This is a genomic window from Paenibacillus hodogayensis, assembly GCF_039536325.1.
GTDB lineage: Bacteria > Bacillota > Bacilli > Paenibacillales > NBRC-103111 > Paenibacillus_AB > Paenibacillus_AB hodogayensis.
In genome coordinates this window covers 797,489-824,216 of sequence record NZ_BAAAYO010000001.1, presented here as the reverse complement: position 1 = coordinate 824,216, position 26,728 = coordinate 797,489, and the positions used below count along the sequence as shown (strand labels likewise).

Below are 26,728 nucleotides of genomic sequence, written 5' to 3'. Positions count from 1 at the left end.
GCCAAAAAAGATTTGTCAGGGGAATAAGGATCGGCTACAATAGAAAAAGAAACAAAACGAAACGAAACATTCAAAAAAACAACTCGCAATCGGGAGGAACTCTATTATGCCACTAGTTTCATCGACTCCGATGCTCCAAGCCGCCCGCGCCGGGGGTTATTGTATCGGCGCCTTCAACGTGCATACGCTGGAAATGCTGCAAGCGGTTGTGGAAGCGGCCGTGGAAACCAACTCTCCGCTTATTATTCAATCGACGGTCGGTACGGTCAAGCATCTTGGCCCGGAATATATTGCCGCCGCCGCTACCGTCGCCGCCAACTCCAGCCGCATCCCGATCGCGCTCCATCTCGATCATTGCACCGAATTCGACCTGATCGTACGTTGTATCCGCGCCGGCTATACGTCGGTCATGATCGACGCTTCGCATTCCCCGTTCGACGACAATGTCAGACAGACGCTGCGCGTCGTGGAAGTGGCCCGGCCGGCCGGCGTCAACGTCGAAGCGGAGCTTGGCAAGGTCGGCGGAGTCGAGGATGAGATCGTAGTAGCCGAGAACGAAGCGCTGATGGCCGATCCGGACGAATGCGCCAAGTTCGTAGAGCTGACCGGCGTGCCTACGCTGGCCCCGGCGATCGGGACGGCGCACGGCATTTATAAAGGAGAGCCGAAGATCGATTTCGACCGCATCGGACGCATCGCCGCTCTCGTTGACGTGCCGCTCGTCCTGCACGGAGGATCGGGCATTCCGGAGGAGCAAGTGCGGCGCGCCGTCTCGCTCGGCATGGCGAAGATGAACGTGGCGACCGAGCTGCGCATCGTGTTCTCCGACGCGATCAAAGCGGTATTCGCCAAAAATCCCGAGGAGAACGACCCGCGCAAATATATGGTGCCGGCCAAGCAGGCGCTCAAGGAAGCGGCTATCGAGAAAATGCGGTTGTGCGGCAGCTTCGGCAAGGCGGACGATTTCCGCTAAGCGAGGGAGGCCGGGGGGAGTACCAGTTGTACCGGAATGGGCTTCACAAGAGACGAAACGTAAAGGAAGCGGCTTCGATATGGCATGGATTACTACCGTTACATTAAATGCGGCGATCGATAAAACGTATGTCATGGATGCGTTTCCTCTCGGCAAAGTATCGCGCGTCGCCGAGATGATCAGCGTCCCCGGAGGCAAAGGGATCAATGTCGCGCGGGTGGCCGGGCAATTGGGCTCCCAAGTGCGGGCGACCGGCTTTGTCGGCGGCAGCAACGGCGATTATATTGTCAAAGAGCTGACAAAGACGGGATTGGCGAACGATTTCGTGAAGGTCGACGGGGAATCCCGGCTATGCTTGAACATGATCGATAAGACGGCGGGAACGTCGACGGAGCTGCTGGAGCCGGGGCCTGTCGTGCGGGAAGAGCATCTCGAGGCGATCCGCGAAAAGGTGCGCCAGTTGGCGGCCGATTCGTCCATTGTGGCGTTATCCGGCAGCCTGCCGAAGGGCGCTCCCGCTGCGCTGTACGCCGAGCTGATCCATATCGCGCGTTCCGCCGGCGCAACCGTGCTGCTGGATACGAGCGGAGACGCACTGGTCGAAGGGGTTAAAGCCAAGCCGTTTCTGATCAAGCCAAACGAAGACGAAGTGGGCAAGCTGATCGGGCGTAAGCCGGAGCGGGAATCGGATCTGTATGCCGGCGTATTGCAGTTGCTCGAGCAGGGTGTCGGCTGCGTTGCGGTCACGCTGGGGGCGGAAGGGGCGTTGGCTGGCTATGCGGGAACGCTGTACCGCATACGGGCTCCGCGTATCGAAGCGGTCAATCCCGTCGGCAGTGGCGATTCGTTCGTAGCCGGCATGGCTGCGGCGCTCGCGGCAGGAGAACCGGTCTTGCGGGCGCTGTGCCTGGCGACGGCTTGCGGTACGGCTAATGCACTGAATCCCCAAGCGGGCGACGTGCGAACAGAGGACGTGCAGCGTTTGCTGGCCGAGGTTGCGGTGGAAACGATTGTATAAAATTCCGGTCCCGTCGACCGGTTTTTTTCTTTTGGCGGCGAAGAACGCGCTGGGGCGGGGCACCCGAATGGAAAATCTCTTTTTCTTGCGGGAAAAGCATGTTAATATGGAGTATAGTGCGAGAAACGAGAACGACGTACCAAACCAGGGGGGATTCGCTTTTGTTGAAGAGAATGTTAGTCGGTCTGATCCGCAGTCACGAAGTCACGGGAGACAAAGCCAGAGATCCGGCGCTGAAGACGAGATACTACAAACTTTCGAAGGATAAGCTTTGGGAAGAAGTCATATCGCTTCTGAAAAAGCTGCCCAAATACACCCTTCTGCACGAAGTGAAAAACGTCGGCGAGATCGTCGTGACGAAGCGAACGATGACGGGACGGACTCAAGACATTACGATAACATTGTTCTCCATCAACCCGGTGAAATCGGCTATCGACATTTATTCCGCCTCTCGCGGCTCTCTGGGAGATTTGGGGGCCAACTACCGGACGATTCTCGAATTGTTTAAAATGATCGATGCCAAGCTCGGCTCCTACAAAACCGATGGCAAATAAACGCGCAATCCGCAAACGAAAAAAACAGCGGCGGGAACCGGAATTCCTGGCGCTGTTTTTTGCATGTCTGGATATAGTTATGCGAGTGCTTTGACGGCGTTGATAGCCGCTTCGTAGTTCGGATGCTCGGTCATCTCGCCCAAATATTCCACATATTGCACGGTGTCGTTGGCATCGATGACGAAGATGGAGCGCATCAGCAATTGCAGCTCTTCGATCAGCACGCCGTATGCTTGGCCGAACGATTTGGATTTGTAGTCGGACAGGGTCTCGACTTTATCCACGCCGGCTGCGCCGCACCAGCGGGCTTGAGCGAACGGAAGGTCGACGCTGATTGTCAGGATGACGACGTTGTCGCCAAGCTTGGCGGCTTCTTCGTTGAACCGGCGGGTTTGCTGGTCGCAAACGCCCGTGTCGAGCGAAGGAACGACGCTGATCAGTTTGATTTTGCCGGCATAGTCGGCAAGCGTAGCTTCTGTCACCAAGTTTTTATTGACCGTAAAATTTGGAGCTTTGTCGCCTACTTTGATTTCAGTACCGATCAGGTTGATCGGATTGCCTTTAAACGTTGCCATGAAATCATCATCCTCCTGCCAGAGCAAAGTTTTACCATCACCATTACCCATTATATCGGAACGGTGCGACGGTTGTCCAATGATTTGGCAGGCGGACGAAGAGCGGCGCATCCTTATCAATAAAGGATGCGCCGGTGTGAGGCGAATTATCCGTCTGTACGCTCGCGTCCGCGTCCGAACAGTCCGGCAAGACCGATCAGGCCGAGAAGGCCAAGCCAGCTCCAGTTCGTTGTCTTCGTCGCGTCTGTTGCATAAGCGCGGTAATTGTTGACCGAATAATTATGCGCCTTGCCGTCCGTGCTGTAGTTTTTTGCGCTGGTGTTGCCCGTCGGTGCTGTCGTCGTATCCGTCGTGCCGATCGGGTTGGTCATGCTGTTGGACATATCCGTATGCGTCGCGCCATAAGCGCCAGGAGTCGTCTGCGAATAAGGAGCGGTCGTGCTGTTCGTCGTACTCGTACCGGTGCCCGTACCGTCCGTCGTTGTGCCCATGGCCATGGCAGGTACGGCTGTAAGCGTCAAGGCTGCGGCCAAAGCGAGAGATGCTGCTGTCTTTTTCAACTCGTCAACTCCTGTTCATGATTTGTAATGAAGTACAAACTTATGATCTGCAATCCGCCGGCTTGTATGTCTGCCTAATGTTGTACGACTAGACATCGCTTGTCTGTGAGGGCTCGGAAAGTTCTCCGGACTCAAGCTTGGGTGCATGTCCGCATGTTCCGGCCGTATAAACGTCGTTTGCTTGCTCATGCGTGACGGCAAGTCCTTGGGATACCGGGGACTCGCTGCCATAATCGGAAGGGTCGAACGACTGGCTTGCTACTTCCGCGGCATGCTCGTTCAGGCTTCGTTTCGCTTCGTCCGCCAAGGCGCTTCCCTCCTTTCGGGACTAGGTTCCCACGTTCCGTTTGACGCTATGCCGGTAAAAAGCGGGAGAAGCATTTGGCTAAGACAGGCGGCTTGTTGTATGATAATGGTGGAAACGGAAACGACTCCTGAACAGATCGATGCGGAGGGTAGCGATGCTTTTTTTGCGGTATGAAAGTTTCAAGCAATATATCCGGTGGTACCCGGTGACGACCGCGATTTTGGCCATTCAACTGATCATGTACGTCTGGATGGAAATCGACGGAAGTACGGAGCGGACGGAGACGCTTGTCAAGTTCGGAGCGCTTGTCAGCCAGTTTCCGTGGTCCGGAGAATATTGGAGGTATTTTGCCTCCATGTTTTTGCACAGCGGGTTCGATCATCTGCTGTTCAACAGCTTTTCTTTATTCGTATTCGCTCCGCCTCTGGAAAGAATGCTCGGCAAGTGGAAGTATCTCGTGTTTTATTTGGGCAGCGGCTTTATCGGCAATTTGGCGACCGTGCTGCTGTACAAACAGTCGGAACCTGTCGTTTCTGTCGGCGCTTCCGGAGCGATTTACGGGATTTTTGCCGCTTATCTGTTCATTGCCCTGTTTTTCAAGAAAGCGTTGGATAAGCAATCTTCCTCGACGATCATTACGGTCGTAGTGGTCGGGCTTATTTATTCGTTCCTGATTCCGCAGGTCAATTATTATGCGCATATCGGCGGTTTTATCGGCGGCTTTCTGCTATTCGCGCCTCTGCTGCGCAGAAGGCGGACGTAACGCAGTCTTTCCTGGAGGACAAAACGTTGGAGCTTAGACAATTGCAATATTTCGTTAAAGTGGCCCGTAAGCAGCACGTGACGCAAGCCGCCGAGGAGCTGCATGTGGCGCAATCCGCCGTCAGCCGGCAAATTCATCAGCTTGAGGAGGAGCTCGGGCTGCAGCTGTTTATGCAGAAGGGCCGCAATTTGCAGCTTACGCCGGTCGGCAAGTTGTTCCTGCATCGGGTGGAGGAGCTGCTGACGGGTCTTGAGAAGGCTGTCGGAGAGATCAAGGAGTTTCTCGACCCCGAGCTTGGCGAAATATGCCTCGGCTTCCCGCACAGTCTCGGAATCAGTCTCATTCCGTCGGTGGTCGCGGAATTCCGCAAAGACCACCCGAACGTCAAGTTCAGGCTAAAGATGGGGACGTTCTCCAGCCTGATCCGCGACGTGGTCCGGGGGGATGTGGATATGGCATTTATTTCCCCGTTTCCGGAAAACAACGATCAGGTCGTCGGCGAAATCGTGCTGACCGAGGAGCTGTTCGCGATTTTACCGAGCAATCACGTGCTGGCCGACTACCAGTCAATCCGGCTGGAGCAGCTTCGGAACGAATCGTTCGTGTTGTTCAGCGAAAACTATTCGCTGCGCTCTATCGTGTGGGAGGCTTGCCGCAAGGCCGGCTTCTCGCCGATTATCGGCTTCGAGGGGGAAGAGACGGATACGATTCGCGGTCTGGTGGCCGCCGGCATGGGCGTCAGTCTGCTGCCGGAGATGGCCTTGGTCGAGATTAGCCCGCTGATGCCGGTCAAGGTGAGAGTAACCGAGCCGCACGTCACGCGGACGATCGGTTTTATCCGCAAGTCCGGGCAGAAGCTGCCGATCGTTGCGGAGATGTTCCAGCAGTTTTTGCTCGACTATTTTCATCTGAGGTAACGGCAGGACAAGCCCGCGCATAAAAAAAGCTTCCGCTGCACCGGAATCGACATCCGGGCGGCGGAAGCTTTTTTATTTCTCGTTAGAAGCGTTATCGTTTATTCCCTGCGGTTGTTGAAGATCATAATGTACTTCACCAGCTGGAGCAGCGAAATCAAGGCGGCGGCTACATAGGTCAGCGCGGCGGCATTCAGCACCTTGGCCACGCCCTGCTCCTCCTGGTTCGTTATGAAACCTTCGGATACCATCACTTCGCGCGCACGGTTGCTGGCGTTGAATTCCACCGGCAGCGTAATCAGCTGGAAGGCGACTGCGGCCGAGAAAAATAGGATGCCGAGCAGCAGCAGGCCGGACATGTTGAAGAAAAATCCGGCGATCAGCAGCAGCGGGGCGACGCCCGACGTGAAGTTGACCAGCGGGAAGATGCGGTGGCGGGCCACGAGCATCGGATAATGCTGCTGATGTTGAATCGCATGTCCGACTTCGTGACAGGCGACGGAAATGGCCGATATCGACCGTTCGAAGTATACCGGCTCCGACAGGCGGACGACGCGATGAACCGGGTCGTAATGGTCGGATAGCGTTCCCGGCACAGCCTCGATCGGAACATCGTGCAATCCGTTGTTATCGAGCATCCGACGAGCCGCATCGTAGCCGGTCATGCCGCTGCTGTTGGCCACTTGGGTCCAGTGGTTGAACGTGCTTTTTACCCGAAATTGCGCCCAAATGGATACGGCGAAAGCGATGAGAATCAAAAAATCCATAGGGTGAAACAAAAACATAGCGCATACCTCCCCTGATTACATAAAAGGTCCTTTGCCAAGAAGAAGGAGCAACGCTTCGATACAGGCGGCGCTTTGGGTGGCAAGCGTATTGAAGGCATACTTGGCTTGTCTCGGCTTCATCTCGGCGAGCAGTGGGCTAAGTTCCTTCACTTCGCGTTCAAGCTGGCGCAAATGAAGCTGCAAGGATGTCAATTTTTCCGTCACTTCTACATCCTGGCTCACTTTGTTCCATTGATCCAGGTTTGCCTTGATTTCATCTAATGTGTATTTTTCCTTCTTCATCGTTTCTATACGTTTCAACCGGGCCAAGGTTTCATCGGAATAAAGCCGATAATTCGTATTGGACCGTTTCTCCGGGAAGATAAGACCCAGGTTCGTGTAATAGTCGATCGTGCGCGAGCTGACCTCGGAAAGCCGCGACAATTCCCCGATCCGGTATAGTTTCATAACCCCAATGGATGCTCACCTCTATTATGGACCGTTTTGAGAAATCCTCATACGTCTTTGTACGATATAAGCTGAACGAAATAACTACCGGGATATGCCGAGTGAAATGGAGAAGGGGATTTGTCTTGCAGCGAGTTTTGGCTTTCAACTCCATACCGCTAAATCTCTTTTTCAATCCCGGAGTTGAAAACAAGATGTCTGAGCGGCAAGGCAATCCTTTTCGGAATGAGACGGGCTTCTCGGTTATTTGTTCAACTTATAGCCTCATCATAAACCATCGGAAACCGTACAGTCAAACGTCACGCTTTTGACGCTGCGGGCCGTTTCCGGCGCATATCGAGCGTTCGGAAAGCATCGCCGGAATTTGCGGGAAGTGTGAAGGTTGTATGAAGAAATGTCCTTGAGGTGATGTGACGTCTTCTGACGTCAGACCGCTCTATATTCGTGTCAGGTTGAGATATTTATCCGGAAACCCGAAATATTTCATTAGAATTGAAGAAAGGTAATGTAACATTATTACGAAAAAGGCGAACATTCGCCTATGAATTTGTACCTATTGTTTGGATATATCACATTATTTTTAAAAAACCGTTGTCTTTTTTTGAGCTCGCGCGTATAATGGCACTAAAGCATTCGTAATATGTAATAAAAACTAACACAAAGGTGGTATTCGCAATGAAGAAGGTCGTGTTTCTGTGTCTGACGATGCTGTTCGCTTTTCCGGCCATGGCGTTTGCCGCCGATGAGCCGTCCGCCGGACAGCTGCATCTCGCGGTCGACTCCGTCTGGGTCATGCTGGCGGCGATTCTCGTCATTTTCATGCAAGCGGGCTTCGCTCTGCTTGAAGCGGGTTCGACTCGGATGAAAAATGCCGGCCACGTAGCCGGAAAAACGATTCTGACGTTCGGCATCGCCGGTTTGGCGTTCTGGGCGTTCGGATTCGGCCTGGCATTCGGTGACGGCGGAAGCCTGAACAAACTGATCGGCTTCGGGGGCTTTTTCTTCAACGGTACCGAGGAGCAGGCGGCGGAATCGTTCGCCTCGTTATCGGCCTCGATCGTGCCGGGTGCGATCAAATTCCTATTCCAGCTCGCCTTCGTGGGCGTAGCGCTGGCGATCGCTTGGGGCGGTTTTGCCGAGCGGGCCAAACTTTCCGTATATTTTGTATTCGGAGTACTGTTTACGATCGTTATCTATCCGTTCGTAGCTCACTGGATTTGGGGCGGAGGCTGGCTGGCCGAACACGGCAAACAAGATTTTGCCGGTTCTACGGTCGTCCACCTTCAAGGCGCTACAGCCGCTCTGGCGGCAACGCTGCTTCTGAAGCCGCGGCTCGGTAAATACAATAAAGATGGCAAGCCGAATCTCATTCCCGGTCACAACCAGGTGCTTTCCGTACTCGGCGTTATCATATTGTGGATCGGCTGGTTCGGCTTCAACCCCGGCAGTACGCTGACTGCGGTCAACGACGGATTTTTCGGCTTCATCGCGATGAACACGAACCTGGCGGCTGCGGCAGGCGGAGTAGCGGCGCTGCTCGTATCGTGGCTCTACTTCGGTAAGGCGGATATCCCGAGCATGCTGAACGGCGTCCTCGCCGCGTTGGTCGCCATCACCGCTTCGTGCGCTTTCGTCGAGACATGGGCGGCGGTCGTCATCGGACTCGTAGCGGGCACGCTGACCTTCTTCACGGCCCAATGGTTTGAAAAAGCCGGTGTCGACGATCCGGTATTCGCCTTCTCGGTTCACGGTATTGCCGGCGTTTGGGGTTCGCTGTCCACCGGATTCTTCGCTTCGCCTCGCCTCGTGGATATCGTCGGCGTAGGCAGAGAAGGGCTGTTCTACGGTGGGGGCTTGCATCAATTGGGCGTTCAGGCTATGGGCGTTGTGGTATCGTTCGTCTTTGTCTTCGCCCTCTCCTATGCAATCTTGTGGGTGATGAAAAAGACGATGGGCCTGCGTGTCACCGAGGAAGAAGAAATCATGGGACTCGACATCAGCGAACACGGTACGTACGGTTATCCGGAGCAAATGAAAAAATCGGGCAACGAAACGATTGTGGTATAACGCTGAGCGGCGAATCCCGGGAAAGGGATCGGGCGACATGGAACATTCTTGGATGGAACGGTTCGATGTGTCGATATACAATGCCGTGAGCACGGAACAGCTTCGCGGTTTGAGGGACCGGATGCATTTTGAGCTCCGGCCCTCCTTGTTTGACGACGTAATCGTATGGAATACGAGCGTCAATGCGGCTCACGACCGGCTGATCGCGGGTACGATCGCGCTCGCCGAACAGACGCTGCGGTTGGAAGGGTTCGGCGTTCCACCGGTTCCGTACGCCTTCCTTGTCGTCGGCAGCGCCGGACGGATGGAGCAGACGTTATGGAGCGATCAGGACAATGCGCTCGTGTATGCCCAACCGCCCGAGCATCTCGCCGAGCAGGCGTCCGTTTACTTTCGGATGCTGTCCGAGCGGGTGCATGGCTGGCTGCAGTCGGCCGGCTATCCTCCCTGTCCGGGCAATGTGCTGTGCACGAATACGTTGTGGCGACAGCCGCTGAGCGGCTGGACGAACATGTTGGAACAGTGGCTGGACGATCCGGAGTGGGAAAATGTCCGCTATTTGCTCATGATTGCCGATTTGCGCTGCTTATACGGCAGTGCGGAGCTTGCCGGCGAGCTGCGATCCGCTTTTAGGAGCATGCTGGCCGAACGGCCTGCGATGCTGGAACATATGCTGCAAAACACGTTGTTCCATAAAATTACGATCGGCGTGCTAGGCAATATTATTACGGAACGATACGGAGAGGACGCTGGGGCGTTCGATGTCAAGTACGGGGCGTATATTCCGCTCGTCAACGGCATCCGGCTTCTGACGCTTGCCGCCGGGCTGACGGAGACTTCAACGCTGGAGCGTCTGAACCGATTGGATGCGGAGGGCGCTTATCCGTCGGCGGAGATCGGGCGCTGGCGGGAGGCGTTCACGGTCGCGCTGGAGCTGCGCTCGCTTGCCCAACACGATAAAGAAGGCCATCTGTATACGACCCGGGGCATGCTCGACCCGGAAGCTTTGTCGAAGTCGAACAAGCGGCGGTTGAAGCAATGCTTGCGAACGGGAATCGAGCTGCAGCAGACAGTTCGCAAAACGGTTGAACGGATTGTCGAACGGGTACCGAGGAAGCGGGGCGGTTCAGCATGAGAATGTCCAATCTGTGGCGCTTATATAAACTGGGAGGCATCACCCCGGCCGTCGCTTCGATGTTCGATCCACAGAGCGCCCAGCAGATGGCGTTCATCCGTTCCGTCATGAAGGAGCAGCGCAAGAACAGCATGTACGACATCCCGCTGCAAAAGCTGGAGACGGTCGTCTTCGATTTAGAAACGACCGGCTTCTCGCCTTATAGCGGTGACGAGATTATTTCCATCGGGGCGGTCGGCATGGCCGGCGATGCGATGCTCGCTCACGAATCGTACTACAGTCTGGTCCGGCCGGAGAAGAAAATCCCTGATGACGTCGTACGGCTTACCGGCATCTATAATGAAGAAGCCGAGCGGGCGCCAGAGCTGATTGTTGTGCTGAAGGAGTTTTTGGAGTTCGTCAATCATCGGGTGCTCGTCGTGCACGGCAGCGGCCACGACAAGCATTTTCTCAACTCTGCATTATGGAAAACCTCGAAGGTCAACTTGTCCCACCGGTTCATCGACTGCCTGATTTTGGCTCAGCGTCTGGAGCCGAAGCGAGGCAGCTACGATCTGGATACGCTGCTGAACGATTACGGCATCGAGGTCAACGGCCGCCATCACGCCTTGGGCGATGCCGGAATGACGGCTCAGCTGTGGAAATGCTTGCTTGCCGAGGCCATGTCCCGAGAGGTGAACACGCTGGGCGATCTATACGATTTTTTGAGCCGATAAAATCCTTTGAACAGAGCAGATCCGAATAGAAAGAAACCTCCATCGCCAGGCGGGATGGAGGTTTCGTTTCGTTGTATGCCGTCAATTCACCTGCCGGTCCGGCTTGATCATGAAGAAGACCAGGCCGAGCGCAATCAGCGATAGCGAGGATACGGTAATAAATACGGTTTGGTCGGAGATGTCCATCAGCCAGCCGAACAGAGGCGGACCGGCGGCTACGCCGAGAAACCGCAGGCTGCTGTAGAGCGAGGTGATCATCCCGCGCTCCTCCTTGGTTACCGAACCGGTGATCATCGTGTTCAGACACGGCAGCAGCAGGCCGGTTCCGATACTGCTGATCGTCAGCAGGCTGATGAAGACATATAGATTGCGGAAGAAAAAGATGGCTGCGGCGAGTGAGACGGTCATCAGGATAAGACCGATATTCATCAGCCAGCGCATCAGAATGCCGTTTTTCTTGATGACGCTGCCCGTCACGTAGGACGTCGTCACCATGCCGAGCAGCGGGATCGCCAGCACGAACCCTTTCATCACCCCGTCGATCAGGTAAGGCTCCTTCTCCAGCACATTCGACAAGTAAAACAGCACGCCGAACAAAATAAACAAGCCAAGCGATCCTGCGAAAAAGGACGTAATGAGCCACCGCCCTTTCTTTTTCAGCGTATCGAGGACACCGTGTATATACGGCTTCAGCTTCGGCGGCTGCTTCTCCTGCTTGGGCTCCTTGATCAGCCAAATGACGGCGACGAGCGACAAGGCGCAGAAAAGCGGGAACGCGAAGAAAGCGGCGTACCAGACGATTAACGCTAGTAGAGAGCCGAGAATCGGGCTGACCACCTTGCCCGCCCCATTGGATGCTTCGGTCAGACCCAGCGCTTTGCTTTCCGTACCGCCCTTGTACATATCTCCGACTAGGGCCATCGCAATCGGGGCCGTGCCTGCAGCGGCCAACCCTTGAATAGCGCGGGCGGCGATAATGAGGGAATACGATTTCCATACCGCGCCGAAGCCGGCTAATATACCGGCAGCTCCGTATACGATTAGAGAAGGAATCATAATTTTTTTGCGCCCGAACCGGTCGGACAAATAGCCGATTACCGGAATGAACAAGCCGGCCGCGAGCGAAAACAACGTGATGACGAGGCTGCTTTGAAATTGGGTGATGCCAAGCTGCTGCTGCATGTCAGGCAAAATCGGCACAAGCATCGAATTGCCGAGCACGAGCACCATCGGAACGGTAGCGATAGCGAGAAATTCGAGAGTGCGGCCTTTCGAGCCGGATTCCGGCCGATTGCTTTCTTTGCCGCCGTCGGCCCCGACTTGAGGTTCGGCGTCTTCCATATCGCTTTGAAACGATATCGGCAGTTTGCGCGATTTTGTGTTTTCCATTACGGGTCTCCCTGGACAGGTGTCGTACCGTTAATATGACCGTCGGCGGGCCGGGCCATACGATCGGAGAATTTCCAAATATGCTTCTCGGTTTACCGTCAGGAAATGTTTTCGCGGAAAGAATGGAAATCGGGGCAAAAAGGCGATAATATAGAAAGGAAGCGAACAGCCATGACTGCGACATTAAAGTGAGGGACCTGCGATGAAGAAACGGAATTTGCTCGTTGTACTGGCCATCGTCGTACTGGCCGGTTTTGCCATTTATCAAAACTTTACCGCAAAGGACCGCCAGGCATCGAGCCATAAGGAAGCGGCCCCAAAGCCGAATTATATGGCCCCTGGGTTTAAGCTGACGGCGCTGGACGGCAATGTATACGAAGTCGGAGGGACTCGCGAGAAGCCCCTGCTCGTTAATTTCTGGGCGTCTTGGTGCGGACCTTGCGAATTGGAAGCCCCTGATCTGAAGAAGCTGTACGACGTCTACCAAGACCGGATCGATTTTTATGCCGTCAATATGACGTCGAGCGACCGAATGGACAACATCAAGTCGTTCGTCAAGCATTTCGATTTCAAATTCCCGATATTGCTCGATTCCGAAGGACGGGTCGGCGAGCTTTACCGCGTCAGCGGCATTCCGATGACGTATCTGGTGGACAAAAACGGAGTGATCAAGGAAGGCTTCAGCATTCTCCATCCCGATGAGCTGGAGAAGCGGATCAAGCAGCTGATCGAGTCGTAATGGGAACGAAATGAATAAAAGAGAAGAGGACGATCCGGCAAGAAAGCTGGAACGTCCTCTTTATCGTCTACCATGATTGCCGTTTCGAACAAGTTAATTCAGTGGTTGACCAAGCCGATCCGTTCCGTCTGGCTGTCCGGCAGCTCGACGCGCGTCTTGCCGATCAGCGCGTAACGGATACTGTCCACCAGCGCTTCCCAGCTCGCTTCGATAACGTTTTCCGAGACGCCGACCGTGCTCCATGTGTTGTCGTAGTTGGTGGACTCGATCAACACGCGGACTTTGGCCGCCGTTGCGTCCTTTTCGTTGATGACACGCACTTTGTAGTCGGACAAATGCATTTCCTGAATGTCCGGGTAGTAAGGCAGCAGCGCCTTGCGCAGCGCATTGTCCAAAGCGTTGACCGGGCCGTTGCCTTCCGCAGCCGTGTAGACGGACTCGCCATTCACCTTCAGCTTGACGATCGCTTCGGAGGATATGGAGGAGCCGCTGTTTTTGCCGACGATCAGCTTGAACGATTCCACGGAGAACATATCGGTGATATCGCCGAACGCCCGGCGCAGCAGCAGCTCCAGGGAGGCGTCGGCACCCTCGAACGAATAGCCCTGATGCTCCAGTTCCTTGATCTTCTCGATAATATGCTTCGTTTGGTTCGTTTCGATGCTCATATCGAGGTTCAGCTCCTGCGCTTTTGCCAGCAGGTTGCTTTGCCCCGCAAGCTCCGAGACGAGAACGCGCTGCTTGTTGCCGACCAGCTCCGGCACGATATGCTCGTACGTCTTCGCGTGGCGCATAATGGCCGAGACGTGAATGCCGCCCTTGTGCGCGAACGCCGCGGCTCCGACATACGGCTGATTGACCGGCATGCTGACGTTGGCGATCTCGCTTACGTAGCGGGCTACGCTGGTCAAGCTTTGCAGCTGCTCGTCGGAAATGCAGTTGTAGTCGAGCTTCAGCTGCAAGTTTGGGATAACCGAGCAAAGATTGGCGTTGCCGCACCGCTCGCCGAACCCGTTGAACGTACCCTGCACCTGACGGGCTCCGGCCTGTACGGCCGCCAAACTGTTGGCAACGCCGAGCTCGCAATCGTTATGGGCGTGAATGCCGACGGGGGTGTGCAGCTTGCTGCATACGTCCGCGACGATCTCGGATACTTCCCCGGGCAGCGAGCCGCCGTTCGTATCGCATAGGACGACCCAGTCGGCTCCGGCTTCCTCGGCCTTCAAAATCGTCGAAAGCGCGTACTCTCTATTGTTTTTGTAGCCGTCGAAGAAGTGCTCGGCGTCATAGATGACTTCCAGGCCCCGGCTTTTCAAATACTTTACGGAATCGTAAATCATGCTCAAATTTTCTTCAAGCGTCGTTTGGATTGCGGTATGGACATGGAAGTCCCATGATTTGCCGAAGATGGTCGCTACCGTAACGCCGGACTCGACGAGCCGGTTCAGGTTCGGATCCGTTTCCGCGTTGGAGTTTTTGCGCCGGGTGCTTCCGAAAGCGGTCACTTTGGCATGGGTCAAATTCAATTCCTTGGACCGGTGGAAAAATTCGATGTCCTTGCCGTTGCTGCCCGGCCATCCGCCTTCAATATAATGAACGCCCAACTGGTCGAGCTTCTGGGCGATTTTCAATTTGTCCTCGACGGATAGACTGATGCCTTCTCCTTGCGTACCGTCCCGCAAAGTCGTATCGAAAATGATTACCGGGGTTGCCATTCCTACGTCCTCCTTCACAGTCATAAAGCATAAAGCCGCTCTGCATTCTTTTCATTATAGCATTTTTCCCAACCGTTGTTGAAGTGTTTTCCTAAAAGTCGTATGCTTGGAATACAAATGAGGGACAGGGGTGCGGGCGGTGTCGGAGCAAGCGGGACGGGGCGATTTATACCCCAAAAACGGCAGGGTCATTCTGCATATTGATATGAATGCCTTCTACTGCTCCGTACACGAGGCCGTGGAGCCGGAGACCTACAAGGGCAAGGCGATTGCCGTAGGAGGCAACATCGAGCTGCGCAAAGGCATCATCGTCACCTCCTCCTACGCGGCGAGAGCCAAGGGCGTGAAGACGGGCATGCATATTCGCGAGGCGCTCAAGTTGTGTCCCGAGCTGATCGTGCTGCAGCCCGACTTCGACCTGTACCGGCAATTTTCCCGGCGGTTTATGCAGATCGCCTACAACTACTCTCCGCTCGTGGAAGCGATGTCGATCGACGAATGCTTCATCGATATAACCGGCTCCCGGCAGTTCGGCCACCCGCTGGAAATCGCCGAATTGATTCAGACCCGCATTCGCGAGGAGCTGCATTTGCCGTGCTCGATCGGGGTCGCGCCCAACAAGCTGTTGGCGAAGATGGCCTCGGACATGAAGAAGCCGAACGGCATATCGGTGCTGCGTAAGCGGGACGTGCAGGCGCTGCTCTGGGACAAGCCTTGTTCGTATATGTACGGAATCGGCTCACGGATGGCGGACCGTCTGCGTAAGCTGAATATAGCTACGATCGGCGAGCTGGCCGGCTCGGGCGAAGCGTTCTTAACCAAACATTTCGGCGTGTACGGCTCCTGGCTCAAGCGAGCCGCGAACGGCATCGACGATTCGCCGGTCAATCCGGAGCGGGAGCAGAGCAAGTCGATCGGCCATACGACGACGCTGCCCCGCAATTTGAGCGAGGCGGCGGATATTTCCCGCGTGTTCCTCAACTTGTCCGATCAGGTGGCGAGACGGATGCGGAGGCAGAAGCTCGTCTCCGGGACCATACAGATCACGATCCGCGACCCCGATATGAAGACGATCACGCGATCGTTCACCTTGCCCGTTCCGACGGATAATGCGGCCGACATTCACCGGATCGCCGTCAAGCTGTTCTCGGAACAGTGGGGCTACAGCAGGCCGGTGCGGCTGCTCGGCGTTACGCTGCAAAGCCTCCAGCCGAAGGACACGGCGGCCATTCAGCTCGATCTGTTCGAATACGAGCAGCAGCCGAAGAAGGAGCAGCTTAACGTCACGATGGACCGTATTCGCGACAAGTACGGGGAAAGCGCCATTCTGACCGCAGGTATGCTGGGGACGGACCCTTCGGCCTGGATTCGCGACCATAAGCGGCGGGGGACGTCTTTGCAGATGGACCATCTGCGGGAGAAGGGACTTGACGAGTGAACGGGGGCAGCACCCGGCCGCTTGCGTCAAAAAAAGCCAGTCCGATCCTCGTCGGAGGGATAGCGTTTACCCACTTGCGAAAGGCGAAAAACCCGCGCTGGCAGGCGGCAAAAGGTTTGAACTTTATAAGTTTTTGTATTATAGTGGACAATAGAGTTATTAATCGAGGAGGAATTATTCATGGCAAAGTACACATGGGTAGATAAAGATACATGCATCGCCTGCGGAGCTTGCGGCGCGACTGCCCCTGATATTTACGACTACGACGACGAAGGTCTTGCGGAAGTGATTTTCGACGGCGACGGCAATACCGGCGTAACGGAAATTCCGGAAGATTTGTACGACGATCTGCAAGACGCCTCCGACGGTTGTCCGACCGATTCGATCAAGATCGCCGATGCTCCGTTTAACTAATAAAAATGCCAAACCCAACCTTTTCTCTCGGGAAAAGGTTTTTTTGCGGTCCCGGAATTGTTAAATGTGCCATAAGTGCTTAAACTTTCATTGCCATAAACCGACACCCATCATACAATAGACTCAGGTAGAGGCAACCGTATTTCCTAGAGGAGGATCAAGATTGAGTAAAATGAACTGGAAAACGACGGTCATCGCCATGCTGGCCGTATTCCTGGTTGCCGTGTTCACGTATACGACCGGAACGGGCGGGACGTTTCATTACATCGAGAATCCGCTCCGCGATGCGCTCGGTTCCAAAAGCGTCATGCAACGCGAGCCGGACACGAAGATCAAGATCATCAAGATCGATTCCAAGTCCTTGGAGGCGATCGGCCAGTTTCCGTGGGATCGCACCGTCTATGCCAAGCTGATCGAGAAGCTGGAGCAGGGCAAGGCAAAAGCGATCGGGCTTGACGTCATGCTTCCCGAGCCGAGCAAGGACCCCGAGCAGGATCGGGCTTTGGCGCAAGTGATGGCCAAATACGACAACGTCGTTCTCCCCGTCAATTTCAACTTCCCCGCCAAGCAGAAGGCGAACGATAGTCTTGAGTACGATCGGATTGAGGTTCCGACCTCAGCCGTCAACGCGCCTCAGAAGCAGCTCGCCCACGTTAACGTTTTTCCTGATAATGACGACAAGGTAAGAAGGCTGATCGTAGGTTTGCCCGAGAAAAACGGATCGGTCGTGGAGGCGTTCAGCGTCAAGCTGGCCAATTTTGCGTTAGGCGACCGGGAGAAGGTTCGCTGGGCTGCCGAAGAGGGCAAGTGGTACCGCGGCTCGGAGATCATCCCGGTGAACGGGCGAAACCAGGTCATTACGCAATATTTCACATCCCCTCGGCAAGAGAAGGATTTGAAAACAGGCTACGATTCGTTTTCCTTCAGCGACGTGCTGAACGACAAGGTCGACGCCCGGATGTTCGAGAACGACATCGTGCTGATTGGACCGTTCACGACAGGACTGCAGGACGAATATATGACGCCGATGAGCAAATCGATCAAAATGTTCGGGGTCGAAATTCACGCCAACATGGTCCAATCGATACTGGAGAACAAGTTCTGGTCGGAGGTTGGCAAGCCGGCAGGCATCGCTATTTTGGCTCTGATCGTCTTGCTGGGCGGTTTTTTGTTCGAACGGTTCAAAGGTCGGACGTCCCTGTTCTGGTTTATCGGTCTGATGGTTCTCTATATCGTCGTTTTTATTGCGGCGAACGAAGCGCTTCATCTATATCTGCCGATTTTTTATCCGCTGCTGGCCCTTATTTTGTTATACATAAGCTCGATCATCAGTCATTACTTGGCGGAACGTCGCGAACGCAGCCGGGTGACCGGTATCTTCGGCAGGTTCGTGCCCAAAGCGGTCGTCGACCAGATGCTTGCCTCTGGCAAAGAAGTGAAGCTGGGCGGCGAACGGATGGACATTTCCTTAATATTCGTCGATATCCGCGGCTTTACGACGCTGTCGGAGAAGCTTGAGCCCGAGCAGGTCATCCAGTTTCTGAACGAATATTTGGACGTATGCACGAAAGCGATTTTCAAGTTCAACGGTACGCTGGACAAATTTATGGGCGACGGCGTCATGGCGATCTTCGGCGCGCCGGTACGCTACGACAATCATGCCGAGATGGCGGTACGCGCCGCGCTCGAGATGAAAAAGCAGACCGCGATGCTGGAGGAAAGGCTGATGGAAAAGCTCGGCTTCACCGTCCGCTTCGGCATCGGCATTAACTGCGGTCCAGCGATCGTAGGCAATATAGGGTCGGAGGAGCTGCGGCTCGATTACACGGCGATCGGGGATACGGTCAACCTGACGGCCCGTCTGGAGTCGAATGCAAAGCCCGGGCAAATTTTAATCAGCGACAACGTGTACGAACGGGTAAGCCATCTGTTCGACATCGAAGGGATGGGCGACATAAAAGTAAAAGGGAAGGAATTGCCGGTTACGATTTACCAGGTGCACGCCGAGAAATCGGTCTGACAAAGGATAAATAAATTAGTCCAAAGGTACAAGGGAGAAATGGGAGAATGAAGAAGAGATCCTTATTGCCGGCGGTGTTATGTTTGACGCTGCTTTTCGGCCTGCTGTCCAATCTGTTGGCCGGAGAGGCGTCCGCCAAGGAAAGCCGGGCGGCGATCGTGGCGAGCGTCGAAGGAACCGTCATGATTATGAAGTCGGGAGGCTCGGCCGAATATCGCGCGTTTGAAGACATGAGCTTGAACCAAGGCGACCATATTCGCACCGAAGACGGTTCCAGCATCGTTTTGAAGGTTGTCGATCAGGACGATGAAGTGACGATCGGACCGAACACCGAGCTGTACATCTCGTCGCTGTTCGAGTCCGGGGAAGGCGGCAAAAAATCGAAGCTGAAAGTGTGGGCCGGCTCGCTCTGGTTCAAGGTGAAAAAGCTGGTCAACGCCGACGACGAATTTGCCGTGGAGACCCCAACGGCCGTAATGAGTGTCCGGGGCTCCAATGGCTACATCGAAACGAAATACGGCCAATTGTTTGCGCTGATGGCTTCCGGCATATTGGAAACGAACGCCACCAACGGCAGCGGCTCTGGGTCGGCAAACGTATATCCCGGGCAGCAGATTAACGTACTGCCGGGTCAGCCGCAAGGAAATTCGTCGGATAACATCACGCCGATGGATATCGGAACATTCGTGAGCGGCGCATCGCCAGAGATTATTAAAGCGTTGCTCGAAACGATTCAGCAAATTCGCGAAGAAAACGAACAATTTATCCGGGACGTGGCCGATGGCAAGAAGGAGATCGACCCGCAAACCGGCTTGAAGCTCGATTCGCCGGACGTGCAGCAGCAATTCGGCGACAATTTGACGAACTTGCTGGCCAATGTGGCCAAGGAAGCCATACAGTCCAATAAGCTTTCGCAGGCTGAGGTCCAGTCGCTGATCGAGAAGGCGAACGCCACTATAACCGGCGAGCGGATCGATCTGAATAACGTGAAGCCGTTCGACACTTCGATAGGCTTGGACCCAAGCGTAAAGCAAGCCAAACAGGAGCAGATGAAGAAGCTGCTGGAGCAGCGCGAGCAGCAGCGGAAGCAAGAGATTCAGAGCCAGCAGGATAAGGCCAAGCAGTTGAGCGAGCTGTTGGACAGGCTGTCGGCCGAACGGAAGAAGCAGGAGGAAGCCAACAAGGCCGCCAAGGAACAGGAGCAGAAAAAAGCAAGCGAGACTTATCTGAATTCGTTGAGCGCTTCCGAGCGCGAACGGTATTTGCAGGATCAGCAGCGTCTGCAGCAGCCCAATAGCCCAGGTACGTCCGGCGGCGGTTCTTCCCCGACGAGCGGCGGCAATTCCGGCGGCGCGCCGGGCGGAGGCGGAGGCAGCGATGATGACGGCAACAGTGGCGGCGGCGTTACGCCTCCGGATACGACGCCTCCGGAACTGACTGTCGTCTATCCGTCGACCGACCTGTATACGGTGAATACGATTACCCAGGAAATAACCGTTTATGCGGAACAAGGCGCAGCGGTGAAGCTGTTCCAGGGAGAAGCGGCAACACCTCTTGCAACGAAAAATGGGCTAGGCGCGACTACGCTGGTTACGTTCGTAGTGAGCCTGACGGAAGGCTTGAATACGTTCAAGCTCACCGCAACGGACGCAGCGGGCAATGTAACCGCGAAATCTGTCAAGTTCGTATTGAATACGTCGGCGCCTTCGCTCGTTATCAAGCAGCCGGCGAACGAGACGAACTATGTCCGTTCGAAGGAACAGAAGATCGAAGCTGAGATTGCGCAAGGAATCACAGTCAGTCTGTATAAAGGAGATTCGGCGGAGCCTCTTGCCAGCAAGCAGGGAACCGGGACGGAAAACATCGTTTTTGCGCTTTACGACTACTTGTCGGAAGGCACGAACGCTTTCAAAGTCACGGCACGGGATGCGCTTGGCAATACGGCCTCGCAATCCGTTACGTTCATACTTGATACCGTGCCGCCGTCGCTGCAAATTAACAGCCCGGTGAACGACACGACTTACGTTTCCTCCAGCCAGCAGACGATCGAGCTGCAAGCGGAGGAAGGCGCTACTGTCAAACTATACGCCGGCACGATGAACGGTACGCCGCTGCAAACGGCTGTCGGTAAAGGGGCAACCCCGATAACGCTGACGGTGAATCAACTGGCGGAAGGAATGAATACCTTCATCGTAAGCGCGACCGATGCCGCGGGCAATACGTCTGCGAAGACGCTCTGGCTCGTGCTCGTGACGAGCGGTCCGTTGCTGACGATCGTTCATCCGTTCGACGCCGACGAGCCGAACAAGACCTTCTACGTCAATTCGCCGCAACAGTCCATCCGGGCGCAGACGAGTGCGGGCGTGCAGGTCCGGTTGTACAAAGGCTCCGACTTCAGCCCGATCGATACGTTGACCGGGACGGCCAATGGGCCAGTTGAATTTACCAGTCTCGGTCTGGTCGAAGGCTTGAATCCGTTCCGGGTGACGGCTACCGACGTTATCGGCAACGTATCGGAGAGAACGGTCGTATACGTATTGGACACGGCCGCTCCGGAGCTTCGCGTCATGGAGCCGATCGGAAGTCCGTATCCGGTATCTACGCCTGCACAGACGATAAAAGTTCAAGCCGAAGAAGGGGCTGTCGTCCGGCTGTATAAAGACTCTTTGTCGGCGCTGCTTCAGAAGCAAACGAGTCCAAGCGCGACGGCGACGCTCGAGTTTCCGGTGAACGATCTGGCGGAAGGAACGAACACGTATTTGGTTACCGCCACCGATAAAGCCGGGAATGTGACGACCGTTACGGTTATTTACAAGCTGGCTTCGGTCAGCCCGTCACAGAAGAAGGCCGCATTGTCGCTTATCCAGGACGGACAGCCGGTGAATACGACCGAAACGTTGCAGCTCCAAGGCAACGAGATGTTCAAGCTGGGGCTTGTCCTGACCGACTTTGCCAATGAGGCCGATCGTTTCTACGCGGCGGAGGCTCATCTCGAGCTTGGCAACGGCATTCGCTGGTATGAAGGCTATGAAGACAATGTCGGCGTTCAGCCGGGCACGTTTATTTTTGACCGGAGCGTCAGCGAAAGCGTGCTGGGCTCGCAGCTTATCCAAAGCGAGGCTGGGATCGGGAGCGAGCTGACCTATGTCATCACTCAATATGCTACATCCGATCCGGTTTCGGACCCGGGCAATATTGCCCCGTTCCCGGGAAGCAAAACGTTGGTCCTCATTCCGCTCATGGCCCAGAAAAATTTTGAGGTGTTTGTGACGGAAGGAACGATTCGGCTCAAGAGTATCACGCTCGTCAATAAAGCCGGTAACCGCATCGAAGTGTTTCCGAACTTGGAACCGATCCGGTACGAGATCAGATCGGGGGGCGTATGAATATTACGCTGAAACTACAAAACAAGCTGGCTGTCGTTTTGTTAGGGCTGCTTGCTCTGGGGCTCGTCTTCATGGGCATTCTGCTGCAGGGCGGCAGAGCTTACGCCGTACCGTCGTCGCCGCACCCTTCCTGCCCGGAAATCGAAACGAATGTGTTCATCGCGGTATACAACAGCAATTCCCAGACGACAAGCTGCTATTTATCCGGTAGCATAGAAGTACAAGGCAATACGGCCGATACGGTGACCGTAACGGTATATGTCAAGGGAATGGATGACGAAGAAGTGGTGTATAAGCTTCCGGACGGCACGGTCGGCTTTGCCAATAGGCAGCAGGGGGGACCGTCGGGGTACGCAACATACTTGATCGATCCTTTCACCATTCAGGCAGAAGGTAGGAAGCTGCACGTCGGCTACCGGTACATGTCGGAAGGGTCCGCCGTATACGTCAAGCCGTCGTCGGATTTTCAATACCAGTCCGACTGGTCTTCCGTCGTCGAGCTGGATGCTCCTACCGGCGGGGCTCACGATATTTTGATCGATTCTTACCGAAACCGCGGCCAACGGGTAAGACTGCTTTACTATGGATCCGAGCTGTCCTCGACGGTGCTCGATGACGAGGGACGCGGATTGATTACAGGCATCGGGCTTCCGGCCGGCGGCTACGTGTTCGCGGAAATATCCACGAACGAAAGCAATACGAAATCGAATGCCGTCATGATCGGCTATTTGCCGGAGAACGCGACCGTCTTCAAGGCCGATCTGTATGCCGAAACGGCGCCAGACGAAACATTTACAACGGTCGTGCAGCGGTACGATCCGAGCCAAACGATCCTCTACAATAACGGGAGCACGTTGTTTGTTCTTCAACAAAGAACCAACGATGAAAGCATGGTCCCGGAGCTGGTCGTGGACGTGACCCGCACCAGTACGGGCAAGACGAACAGACTGACGCTTTTTCCATCCTATGATAGCGAGTTTGAGATTGATGTAGACCGGCTCCGTACCGTTCGGCTCGAATATGCCCCGAGCTCCATCGGCATGAGTGCTTCATTGATTGGAGCTAAGGTTTATGAAATCGAGGATGAATGCGGCTGGTGCAGCAATTATACGTATACCGACAATAACGGAATCGCGTCCTTTTATCAGTACAACAGCTATGAAGCATCGTTAAAGTACCGTACGGTTGTCAGCGGCCCGCGGGAAGGCGGCCCGCCCCCTTTCATTCAGACCGGCCGGGCTTATTACCCGGAGGGTTCGAACATGCTTCATCTGAGCGTCTCACAACTCAAGCAGCAGAACGACGGACTTCCGTTCCACCTGCAGGATCTGGTCTGGTTCGCGAAGAATATGTCAGCTTACCGGTACGATACGAATCAGGACGGCATTGTGGATTCCCGCGATCTGCGCGAGCTGATGAATTTGCTGCTGCCCGTCCCTCCGCAGATACCCTAAGCACACACGCACTTTATTCTGAACTCAAGGAGAAGCCGATGAAAAAAACATTCAGATTGATAGCCGCTCCACTGCTTGCCGCGTCCTTGCTTATGGGGGGCACAAGCGCTTGGGGCGCTGGAATCGAGAAGGCCGCCACCGGCAGCGAAGGACAGACGCTCGCGCAAGTAACGACCATTGCCGGCAAGGGCGATCTCGGCGAAGCGAACGGAGTGGCTGCGGAAGCTACATTCCGCGCCCCCTGGAGCCTGCTGCCGCTGGCCGACGGCTCGGTGCTCGTCGCGGACGCTCGCAGCCACCTGATCCGCAAGCTGTCCGGAGGCGCCGTATCTACCTTCGCCGGCATTACGATTACGAAGGACGCCTATATGTATCCGATCGGCGGCTTGTTGGACGGCAAGGCGTCCACAGCGGTATTCCAGCAGCCGAAAGGGCTTGCGGCGGATGCGAAGGGTAATATTTATGTAGCCGATGCCGAGAATCATGCCATTCGCAAAATCGATGCGGGCGGCAATGTGACGACGATTGCCGGCAATGGCGTGCTGGGCAGCAAGGACGGTAAAGGCAAGGACGCCGCCTTCCATTCTCCGCAGGATGTCGTCGTTGCCCCCGACGGTACCGTCTATGTAGCGGACACGCTGAATCATGCGATTCGGCAGATTTCCCCCGACGGCGCGGTTACGACGCTCAACGCTTTGTCGCAGCGAGTGGTCGAGGTCGTGCCCGGACAAGCCGTCCCGGCTGGCGATTATGCCGACGGAGCACTGGCCGCCGCCAAGTTCAACGAGCCGACCGGTCTTGCACTGGATGCGAAAGGGAACTTGTATGTCAGCGATTCCGGCAATCAGCTGATTCGTTATATCGACCTGACGGCCAAAACGGTCTCTACAGTAGCCGGAAGCGCCCAGGTGCAATACGCCAAATCCAATCTGTACGTCACCGGGGATTTCCAAGACGGGGCCGCCGCGCAGGCGAAATTCAATTTTCCGCGCGGACTTGCCGTGTCGGCCGAGGGCGGATTGTTCATTGCCGACAGCCTCAATCACTCCGTCCGTTACTTGAAGGACGGGGTCGTGCGGACGATCGCGGGCGAGAAGAGCACGGAAGAGGGCAGCGTGGACGGAACCGAGCGCAGCGCGGAGCTGCATCATCCTTCGGATGTGGCCGTTTTGGGCGACGGAAGCTTGCTCGTGGCGGATGCATACAATAACAAGCTGCGCCAAATCGCCTTCTACGAGCTGCCTGCCGGTATTGCCGCCGACGGCGCCATTCATGTCGTGTACGGCAATCGGAAGCTCGCATTCGATAACGCTCCGGAGATCGCCGACGGCCGCACGATGGTTCCGGTTCGCAGCGTCACCGAAGCGCTTGGCTTCGAAGTCAAATTCAGCGAGGATGCGAATACGGGCGAACGCACGGTAGATTTGGGCAGGAACGTAACGACGATCCGGCTGACCATCGGGAAATCGGAGCTGCAAAAGACCGTTAACGGCAAAGCCGAGGCTGTCCGGCCGATCGATGTCGCCCCTTACATCAAAGCCGATCTCACCTATGTGCCGGTCCGCTTCTTCGCCGAAGAGCTCGGGCTTGACGTTCAATGGAACGAAGCGACGCGCACCGTTATTTTGCGGGACCGAATCGCCGTCCAATAGGCGAATCGGTCGTAACAAAGCTTTTTGGCAGCATGGTCAAACAACAAAGGCGCCGTTCGGAGTTATCCGTAACGGCGCTTTTTGTCGCTTTTCCGCCCAAAGGCTCATTTTCCAGGCAACCCTTCAAAACGGCATACGTCCGGCCGATAAACATATAGAAATACGAGGGGACGCGCCCGCAACGGAAGCGTACGGCAGGCGGGTCGGGAGGGATACGAGTGGAGAAGCCCCCGGAGGATCGGCAATATTTAAAAGACTACATCAAGGAACATCCTACCAATAAAATGGCCTGGTATTTGCTTGGCCGCCAGTATGCGGCCAAAGGAGAGATCGGCAAGGCCAATTATTGCTTTGCCCAGGCGGGCGAAGTGTACAAAGCGTTCGAGGACGGCACTGTATTCGGCGAGTCCGACGAAAGCGGGGGCGGAGAAGCGGAGGTTACGGAGGCGGACGTATCCGCGCAGAAAGCGGCCTCGCGAGAGTGCTCTTCCCTCAAGGCGGCGGTGCTCGTATTGCTGCTGCTGATCGGCAGCCAGCTTCCGCTCCAATCGGAGCGGTACGTTCCCGGGCTATCGGCTACCGATGCGCATACGGCCAAAGCGGTCGAAGCGGCGGTGACGGCCGATACGGGGCCGGGGCAGGGCGGACCGGGCGGCTTTGACGTCGTCTTCGCCGGGGCAGGTCGGGAAGGGTCGGGAAGCGCCCGCCGCACCAATGAGATCGGGCAGCTGCTCGGTTTGCTTCAGGACCCGTCCAAACCCCGTCCGCAAACGCTGCTGCTGGCCGATCCGAAATGGAGCGACGGACGTAACTGGCTGTTATGGCCTGTACCGGCGGTGCCGGTCGTAACCGCGGAACGCTCGGAAAACGCAGCCGGCGCCCGCCTGACGTACTATGAGGCGAAAACGTGCCAATGCGAGCCTGCCGATTCGTCCGTACCGAAGGAGCAGTATGCGCGCTGGCAAAGCGTCCAGGTACAGCAGCTGATCGTCCGTTCCGCGGTGGCGGCTTATGAGAAGGAGAACGGAAAAGCGCCGGATGGTATCGAACAATTGGCTCGCAACTATCCGGATAATTGGATTTCGGGCTACACGCCGGCCATGAAGACGTATTTCAGTCAGTGGGTAGGAGGACGGAATGCCGGAGAGAGGGCGGAGGGGGGAAGCGTCCCGGGCCGCGACGGCTCGTCCGGCGGGCAATCCGCGAACGGGGACGCGGCCGGACGGGCGCTCCTTATGCCCGGCGAGGCGTTGAGTGAGCCTCTGAGCATTATGGTGGACAGGAAGACGCATACGCTTGCTCTCGTTAGCGGCAGCACGCTGCTGCGAAGTTACCCGGTGGGGCTGGGCGGGGAGAAGACGCCGAAGGGCGAATTCGTCATTACCGAGAAAGTGCGCAATCCGAACGGGCGGGACAACGGCACATTCGGCAGCAGGGGAATGACGCTGTCCGATACGCTTTACGCCATTCACGGCACCAATCAGCCCTCAAGCATCGGGGGTGACAAATCGCTGGGCTGTATCCGCATGCTGAAGCAGGATGTCGAAGAGCTGTTCGATCTGGTGCCCAAAGGGACAAAGGTCGTGATCGGAGACGGTTTGCCGATACCGGGCGATACGTATCGTTCCGAGATCCCGCTCCGGGTTCCGTCGGAGGCGGACGAAACGAATCCGCACAAAACGTACAAATGGCTGGATTAAAGCG

23 protein-coding genes are annotated in these 26,728 nt (G+C 55.7%); 16 read left to right on the top strand and 7 right to left on the bottom strand.

Translation table 11 applies throughout. The features are described from left to right. Positions 1-106 precede the first annotated feature (106 nt). The 3 genes from fba (at position 107) to ABD796_RS03275 (ending at position 2,545) form a co-directional block, all read left to right on the top strand. Positions 107-973 (top strand): class II fructose-1,6-bisphosphate aldolase, encoded by an 867-nt coding sequence (gene fba / locus ABD796_RS03285; protein WP_344902765.1) that lies wholly within the window; start codon positions 107-109, stop codon positions 971-973. A gap of 79 nt (positions 974-1,052) precedes the next feature. After that, positions 1,053-1,991 (top strand): 1-phosphofructokinase, encoded by a 939-nt coding sequence (pfkB, locus tag ABD796_RS03280; RefSeq protein WP_344902762.1) that lies wholly within the window; start codon positions 1,053-1,055, stop codon positions 1,989-1,991. A 161-nt stretch (positions 1,992-2,152) separates the two neighbouring features. Further along, complete coding sequence (locus tag ABD796_RS03275) at positions 2,153-2,545, top strand: DUF1499 domain-containing protein (RefSeq protein ID WP_344902759.1); 393 nt, start codon at positions 2,153-2,155, stop codon at positions 2,543-2,545. Positions 2,546-2,622: 77 nt separating this feature from the next. Here the strand turns inward: ABD796_RS03275 and tpx are convergent, their stop codons facing one another. The 3 genes from tpx to ABD796_RS03260 all read right to left on the bottom strand — a co-directional run bounded on the left by tpx (position 2,623) and on the right by ABD796_RS03260 (position 3,987). Next, positions 2,623-3,120, bottom strand: coding sequence for a thiol peroxidase (gene tpx / locus ABD796_RS03270; RefSeq protein WP_344902756.1), 498 nt, complete (start codon positions 3,118-3,120; stop codon positions 2,623-2,625). 146 nt (positions 3,121-3,266) lie between these two features. Next, positions 3,267-3,680, bottom strand: coding sequence for a WGxxGxxG family protein (locus ABD796_RS03265; protein ID WP_344902753.1), 414 nt, complete (start codon positions 3,678-3,680; stop codon positions 3,267-3,269). Positions 3,681-3,768: 88 nt separating this feature from the next. Then, positions 3,769-3,987: a YozQ family protein gene (locus tag ABD796_RS03260; protein WP_344902750.1), complete on the bottom strand. Its 219-nt coding sequence runs from the start codon at positions 3,985-3,987 to the stop codon at positions 3,769-3,771. A 154-nt stretch (positions 3,988-4,141) separates the two neighbouring features. Here ABD796_RS03260 and ABD796_RS03255 point away from each other — a divergent pair, with 154 nt between their 5' ends. Together ABD796_RS03255 and gltC are read left to right on the top strand one after the other, a co-directional pair. Beyond that, on the top strand, positions 4,142-4,750 hold the full coding sequence (locus ABD796_RS03255) for a rhomboid family intramembrane serine protease (RefSeq protein ID WP_344902747.1): 609 nt from the start codon (positions 4,142-4,144) through the stop codon (positions 4,748-4,750). 26 nt (positions 4,751-4,776) lie between these two features. Continuing rightward, entirely contained in the window at positions 4,777-5,667 is an 891-nt protein-coding gene (gltC, locus tag ABD796_RS03250) for a glutamate biosynthesis transcriptional regulator GltC (RefSeq protein ID WP_344902744.1), read from the top strand. A 98-nt stretch (positions 5,668-5,765) separates the two neighbouring features. Here the strand turns inward: gltC and ABD796_RS03245 are convergent, their stop codons facing one another. After that, positions 5,766-6,449, bottom strand: a complete 684-nt coding sequence (locus ABD796_RS03245) for a zinc metallopeptidase (protein ID WP_344902741.1) — start codon at positions 6,447-6,449, stop codon at positions 5,766-5,768. Between the two features lie 18 nt (positions 6,450-6,467). Next, positions 6,468-6,899 (bottom strand): MerR family transcriptional regulator, encoded by a 432-nt coding sequence (locus ABD796_RS03240; protein WP_344902737.1) that lies wholly within the window; start codon positions 6,897-6,899, stop codon positions 6,468-6,470. A 675-nt stretch (positions 6,900-7,574) separates the two neighbouring features. On the opposite strand from ABD796_RS03240, the gene ABD796_RS03235 reads away from it, so the two are divergent. Genes ABD796_RS03235 through ABD796_RS03225 form a run of 3 tightly spaced genes read left to right on the top strand, consistent with a single transcriptional unit; the run spans position 7,575 to position 10,817 of the window. Further along, positions 7,575-8,966: an ammonium transporter gene (locus ABD796_RS03235; RefSeq protein WP_344902734.1), complete on the top strand. Its 1,392-nt coding sequence runs from the start codon at positions 7,575-7,577 to the stop codon at positions 8,964-8,966. Between the two features lie 37 nt (positions 8,967-9,003). After that, the gene (locus ABD796_RS03230) at positions 9,004-10,101 is read left to right on the top strand and encodes a DUF294 nucleotidyltransferase-like domain-containing protein (RefSeq protein ID WP_344902731.1); all 1,098 of its coding nucleotides are present in this window, start codon (positions 9,004-9,006) and stop codon (positions 10,099-10,101) included. Next, a complete protein-coding gene (locus ABD796_RS03225) occupies positions 10,098-10,817 on the top strand; it encodes an exonuclease domain-containing protein (RefSeq protein WP_344902728.1) in 720 nt (239 codons plus the stop codon). Before ABD796_RS03230 ends, ABD796_RS03225 begins: the two co-directional genes overlap by 4 nt. Before the next feature lie 81 nt (positions 10,818-10,898). Here the strand turns inward: ABD796_RS03225 and ABD796_RS03220 are convergent, their stop codons facing one another. Next, positions 10,899-12,206 (bottom strand): MFS transporter, encoded by a 1,308-nt coding sequence (locus tag ABD796_RS03220; RefSeq protein WP_344902725.1) that lies wholly within the window; start codon positions 12,204-12,206, stop codon positions 10,899-10,901. Between the two features lie 202 nt (positions 12,207-12,408). Between ABD796_RS03220 and ABD796_RS03215 the strand changes: the two genes are divergently transcribed. After that, entirely contained in the window at positions 12,409-12,945 is a 537-nt protein-coding gene (locus ABD796_RS03215; protein ID WP_344902722.1) for a TlpA disulfide reductase family protein, read from the top strand. Positions 12,946-13,043: 98 nt separating this feature from the next. On the opposite strand, the gene cimA is transcribed toward ABD796_RS03215, so the two are convergent. After that, the gene (gene cimA / locus ABD796_RS03210; protein ID WP_344902719.1) at positions 13,044-14,660 is read right to left on the bottom strand and encodes a citramalate synthase; all 1,617 of its coding nucleotides are present in this window, start codon (positions 14,658-14,660) and stop codon (positions 13,044-13,046) included. Between the two features lie 139 nt (positions 14,661-14,799). Between cimA and ABD796_RS03205 the strand changes: the two genes are divergently transcribed. From ABD796_RS03205 to ABD796_RS03175, 7 genes are all read left to right on the top strand, one after another. Beyond that, on the top strand, positions 14,800-16,098 hold the full coding sequence (locus ABD796_RS03205) for a DNA polymerase IV (protein WP_344902716.1): 1,299 nt from the start codon (positions 14,800-14,802) through the stop codon (positions 16,096-16,098). A gap of 180 nt (positions 16,099-16,278) precedes the next feature. After that, entirely contained in the window at positions 16,279-16,512 is a 234-nt protein-coding gene (locus tag ABD796_RS03200) for a ferredoxin (protein WP_344902714.1), read from the top strand. 172 nt (positions 16,513-16,684) lie between these two features. Next, a complete protein-coding gene (locus ABD796_RS03195; RefSeq protein ID WP_344904190.1) occupies positions 16,685-18,532 on the top strand; it encodes a CHASE2 domain-containing protein in 1,848 nt (615 codons plus the stop codon). A 47-nt stretch (positions 18,533-18,579) separates the two neighbouring features. Further along, a complete protein-coding gene (locus ABD796_RS03190; RefSeq protein WP_344902712.1) occupies positions 18,580-21,918 on the top strand; it encodes a FecR domain-containing protein in 3,339 nt (1,112 codons plus the stop codon). Next, positions 21,915-23,372 (top strand): hypothetical protein, encoded by a 1,458-nt coding sequence (locus ABD796_RS03185; RefSeq protein WP_344902709.1) that lies wholly within the window; start codon positions 21,915-21,917, stop codon positions 23,370-23,372. The genes ABD796_RS03190 and ABD796_RS03185 overlap by 4 nt, the downstream gene beginning before the upstream one ends. A gap of 38 nt (positions 23,373-23,410) precedes the next feature. Continuing rightward, positions 23,411-25,024, top strand: coding sequence for an NHL domain-containing protein (locus ABD796_RS03180; RefSeq protein ID WP_344902706.1), 1,614 nt, complete (start codon positions 23,411-23,413; stop codon positions 25,022-25,024). 218 nt (positions 25,025-25,242) lie between these two features. After that, positions 25,243-26,724 carry a L,D-transpeptidase gene (locus ABD796_RS03175; protein WP_344902703.1) on the top strand — a complete coding sequence of 494 codons (1,482 nt, stop codon included), beginning with the start codon at positions 25,243-25,245 and terminating at the stop codon, positions 26,722-26,724. Positions 26,725-26,728: the final 4 nt, after the last annotated feature.

Coding starts and splice junctions, on each gene's coding strand:
- pfkB (WP_344902762.1), top strand. CDS start 1,053: ATGGCATGGATTACTACCGTTACATTAAATGCGGCGATCGATAAAACG.
- ABD796_RS03200 (WP_344902714.1), top strand. CDS start 16,279: ATGGCAAAGTACACATGGGTAGATAAAGATACATGCATCGCCTGCGGA.
- ABD796_RS03220 (WP_344902725.1), bottom strand. CDS start 12,206: ATGGAAAACACAAAATCGCGCAAACTGCCGATATCGTTTCAAAGCGAT.
- ABD796_RS03235 (WP_344902734.1), top strand. CDS start 7,575: ATGAAGAAGGTCGTGTTTCTGTGTCTGACGATGCTGTTCGCTTTTCCG.
- ABD796_RS03245 (WP_344902741.1), bottom strand. CDS start 6,449: ATGTTTTTGTTTCACCCTATGGATTTTTTGATTCTCATCGCTTTCGCC.
- ABD796_RS03240 (WP_344902737.1), bottom strand. CDS start 6,899: ATGAAACTATACCGGATCGGGGAATTGTCGCGGCTTTCCGAGGTCAGC.
- ABD796_RS03215 (WP_344902722.1), top strand. CDS start 12,409: ATGAAGAAACGGAATTTGCTCGTTGTACTGGCCATCGTCGTACTGGCC.
- ABD796_RS03255 (WP_344902747.1), top strand. CDS start 4,142: ATGCTTTTTTTGCGGTATGAAAGTTTCAAGCAATATATCCGGTGGTAC.
- ABD796_RS03230 (WP_344902731.1), top strand. CDS start 9,004: ATGGAACATTCTTGGATGGAACGGTTCGATGTGTCGATATACAATGCC.
- ABD796_RS03180 (WP_344902706.1), top strand. CDS start 23,411: ATGAAAAAAACATTCAGATTGATAGCCGCTCCACTGCTTGCCGCGTCC.
- tpx (WP_344902756.1), bottom strand. CDS start 3,120: ATGGCAACGTTTAAAGGCAATCCGATCAACCTGATCGGTACTGAAATC.
- ABD796_RS03185 (WP_344902709.1), top strand. CDS start 21,915: ATGAATATTACGCTGAAACTACAAAACAAGCTGGCTGTCGTTTTGTTA.
- ABD796_RS03190 (WP_344902712.1), top strand. CDS start 18,580: ATGAAGAAGAGATCCTTATTGCCGGCGGTGTTATGTTTGACGCTGCTT.
- ABD796_RS03195 (WP_344904190.1), top strand. CDS start 16,685: ATGAACTGGAAAACGACGGTCATCGCCATGCTGGCCGTATTCCTGGTT.
- cimA (WP_344902719.1), bottom strand. CDS start 14,660: ATGGCAACCCCGGTAATCATTTTCGATACGACTTTGCGGGACGGTACG.
- ABD796_RS03225 (WP_344902728.1), top strand. CDS start 10,098: ATGAGAATGTCCAATCTGTGGCGCTTATATAAACTGGGAGGCATCACC.
- fba (WP_344902765.1), top strand. CDS start 107: ATGCCACTAGTTTCATCGACTCCGATGCTCCAAGCCGCCCGCGCCGGG.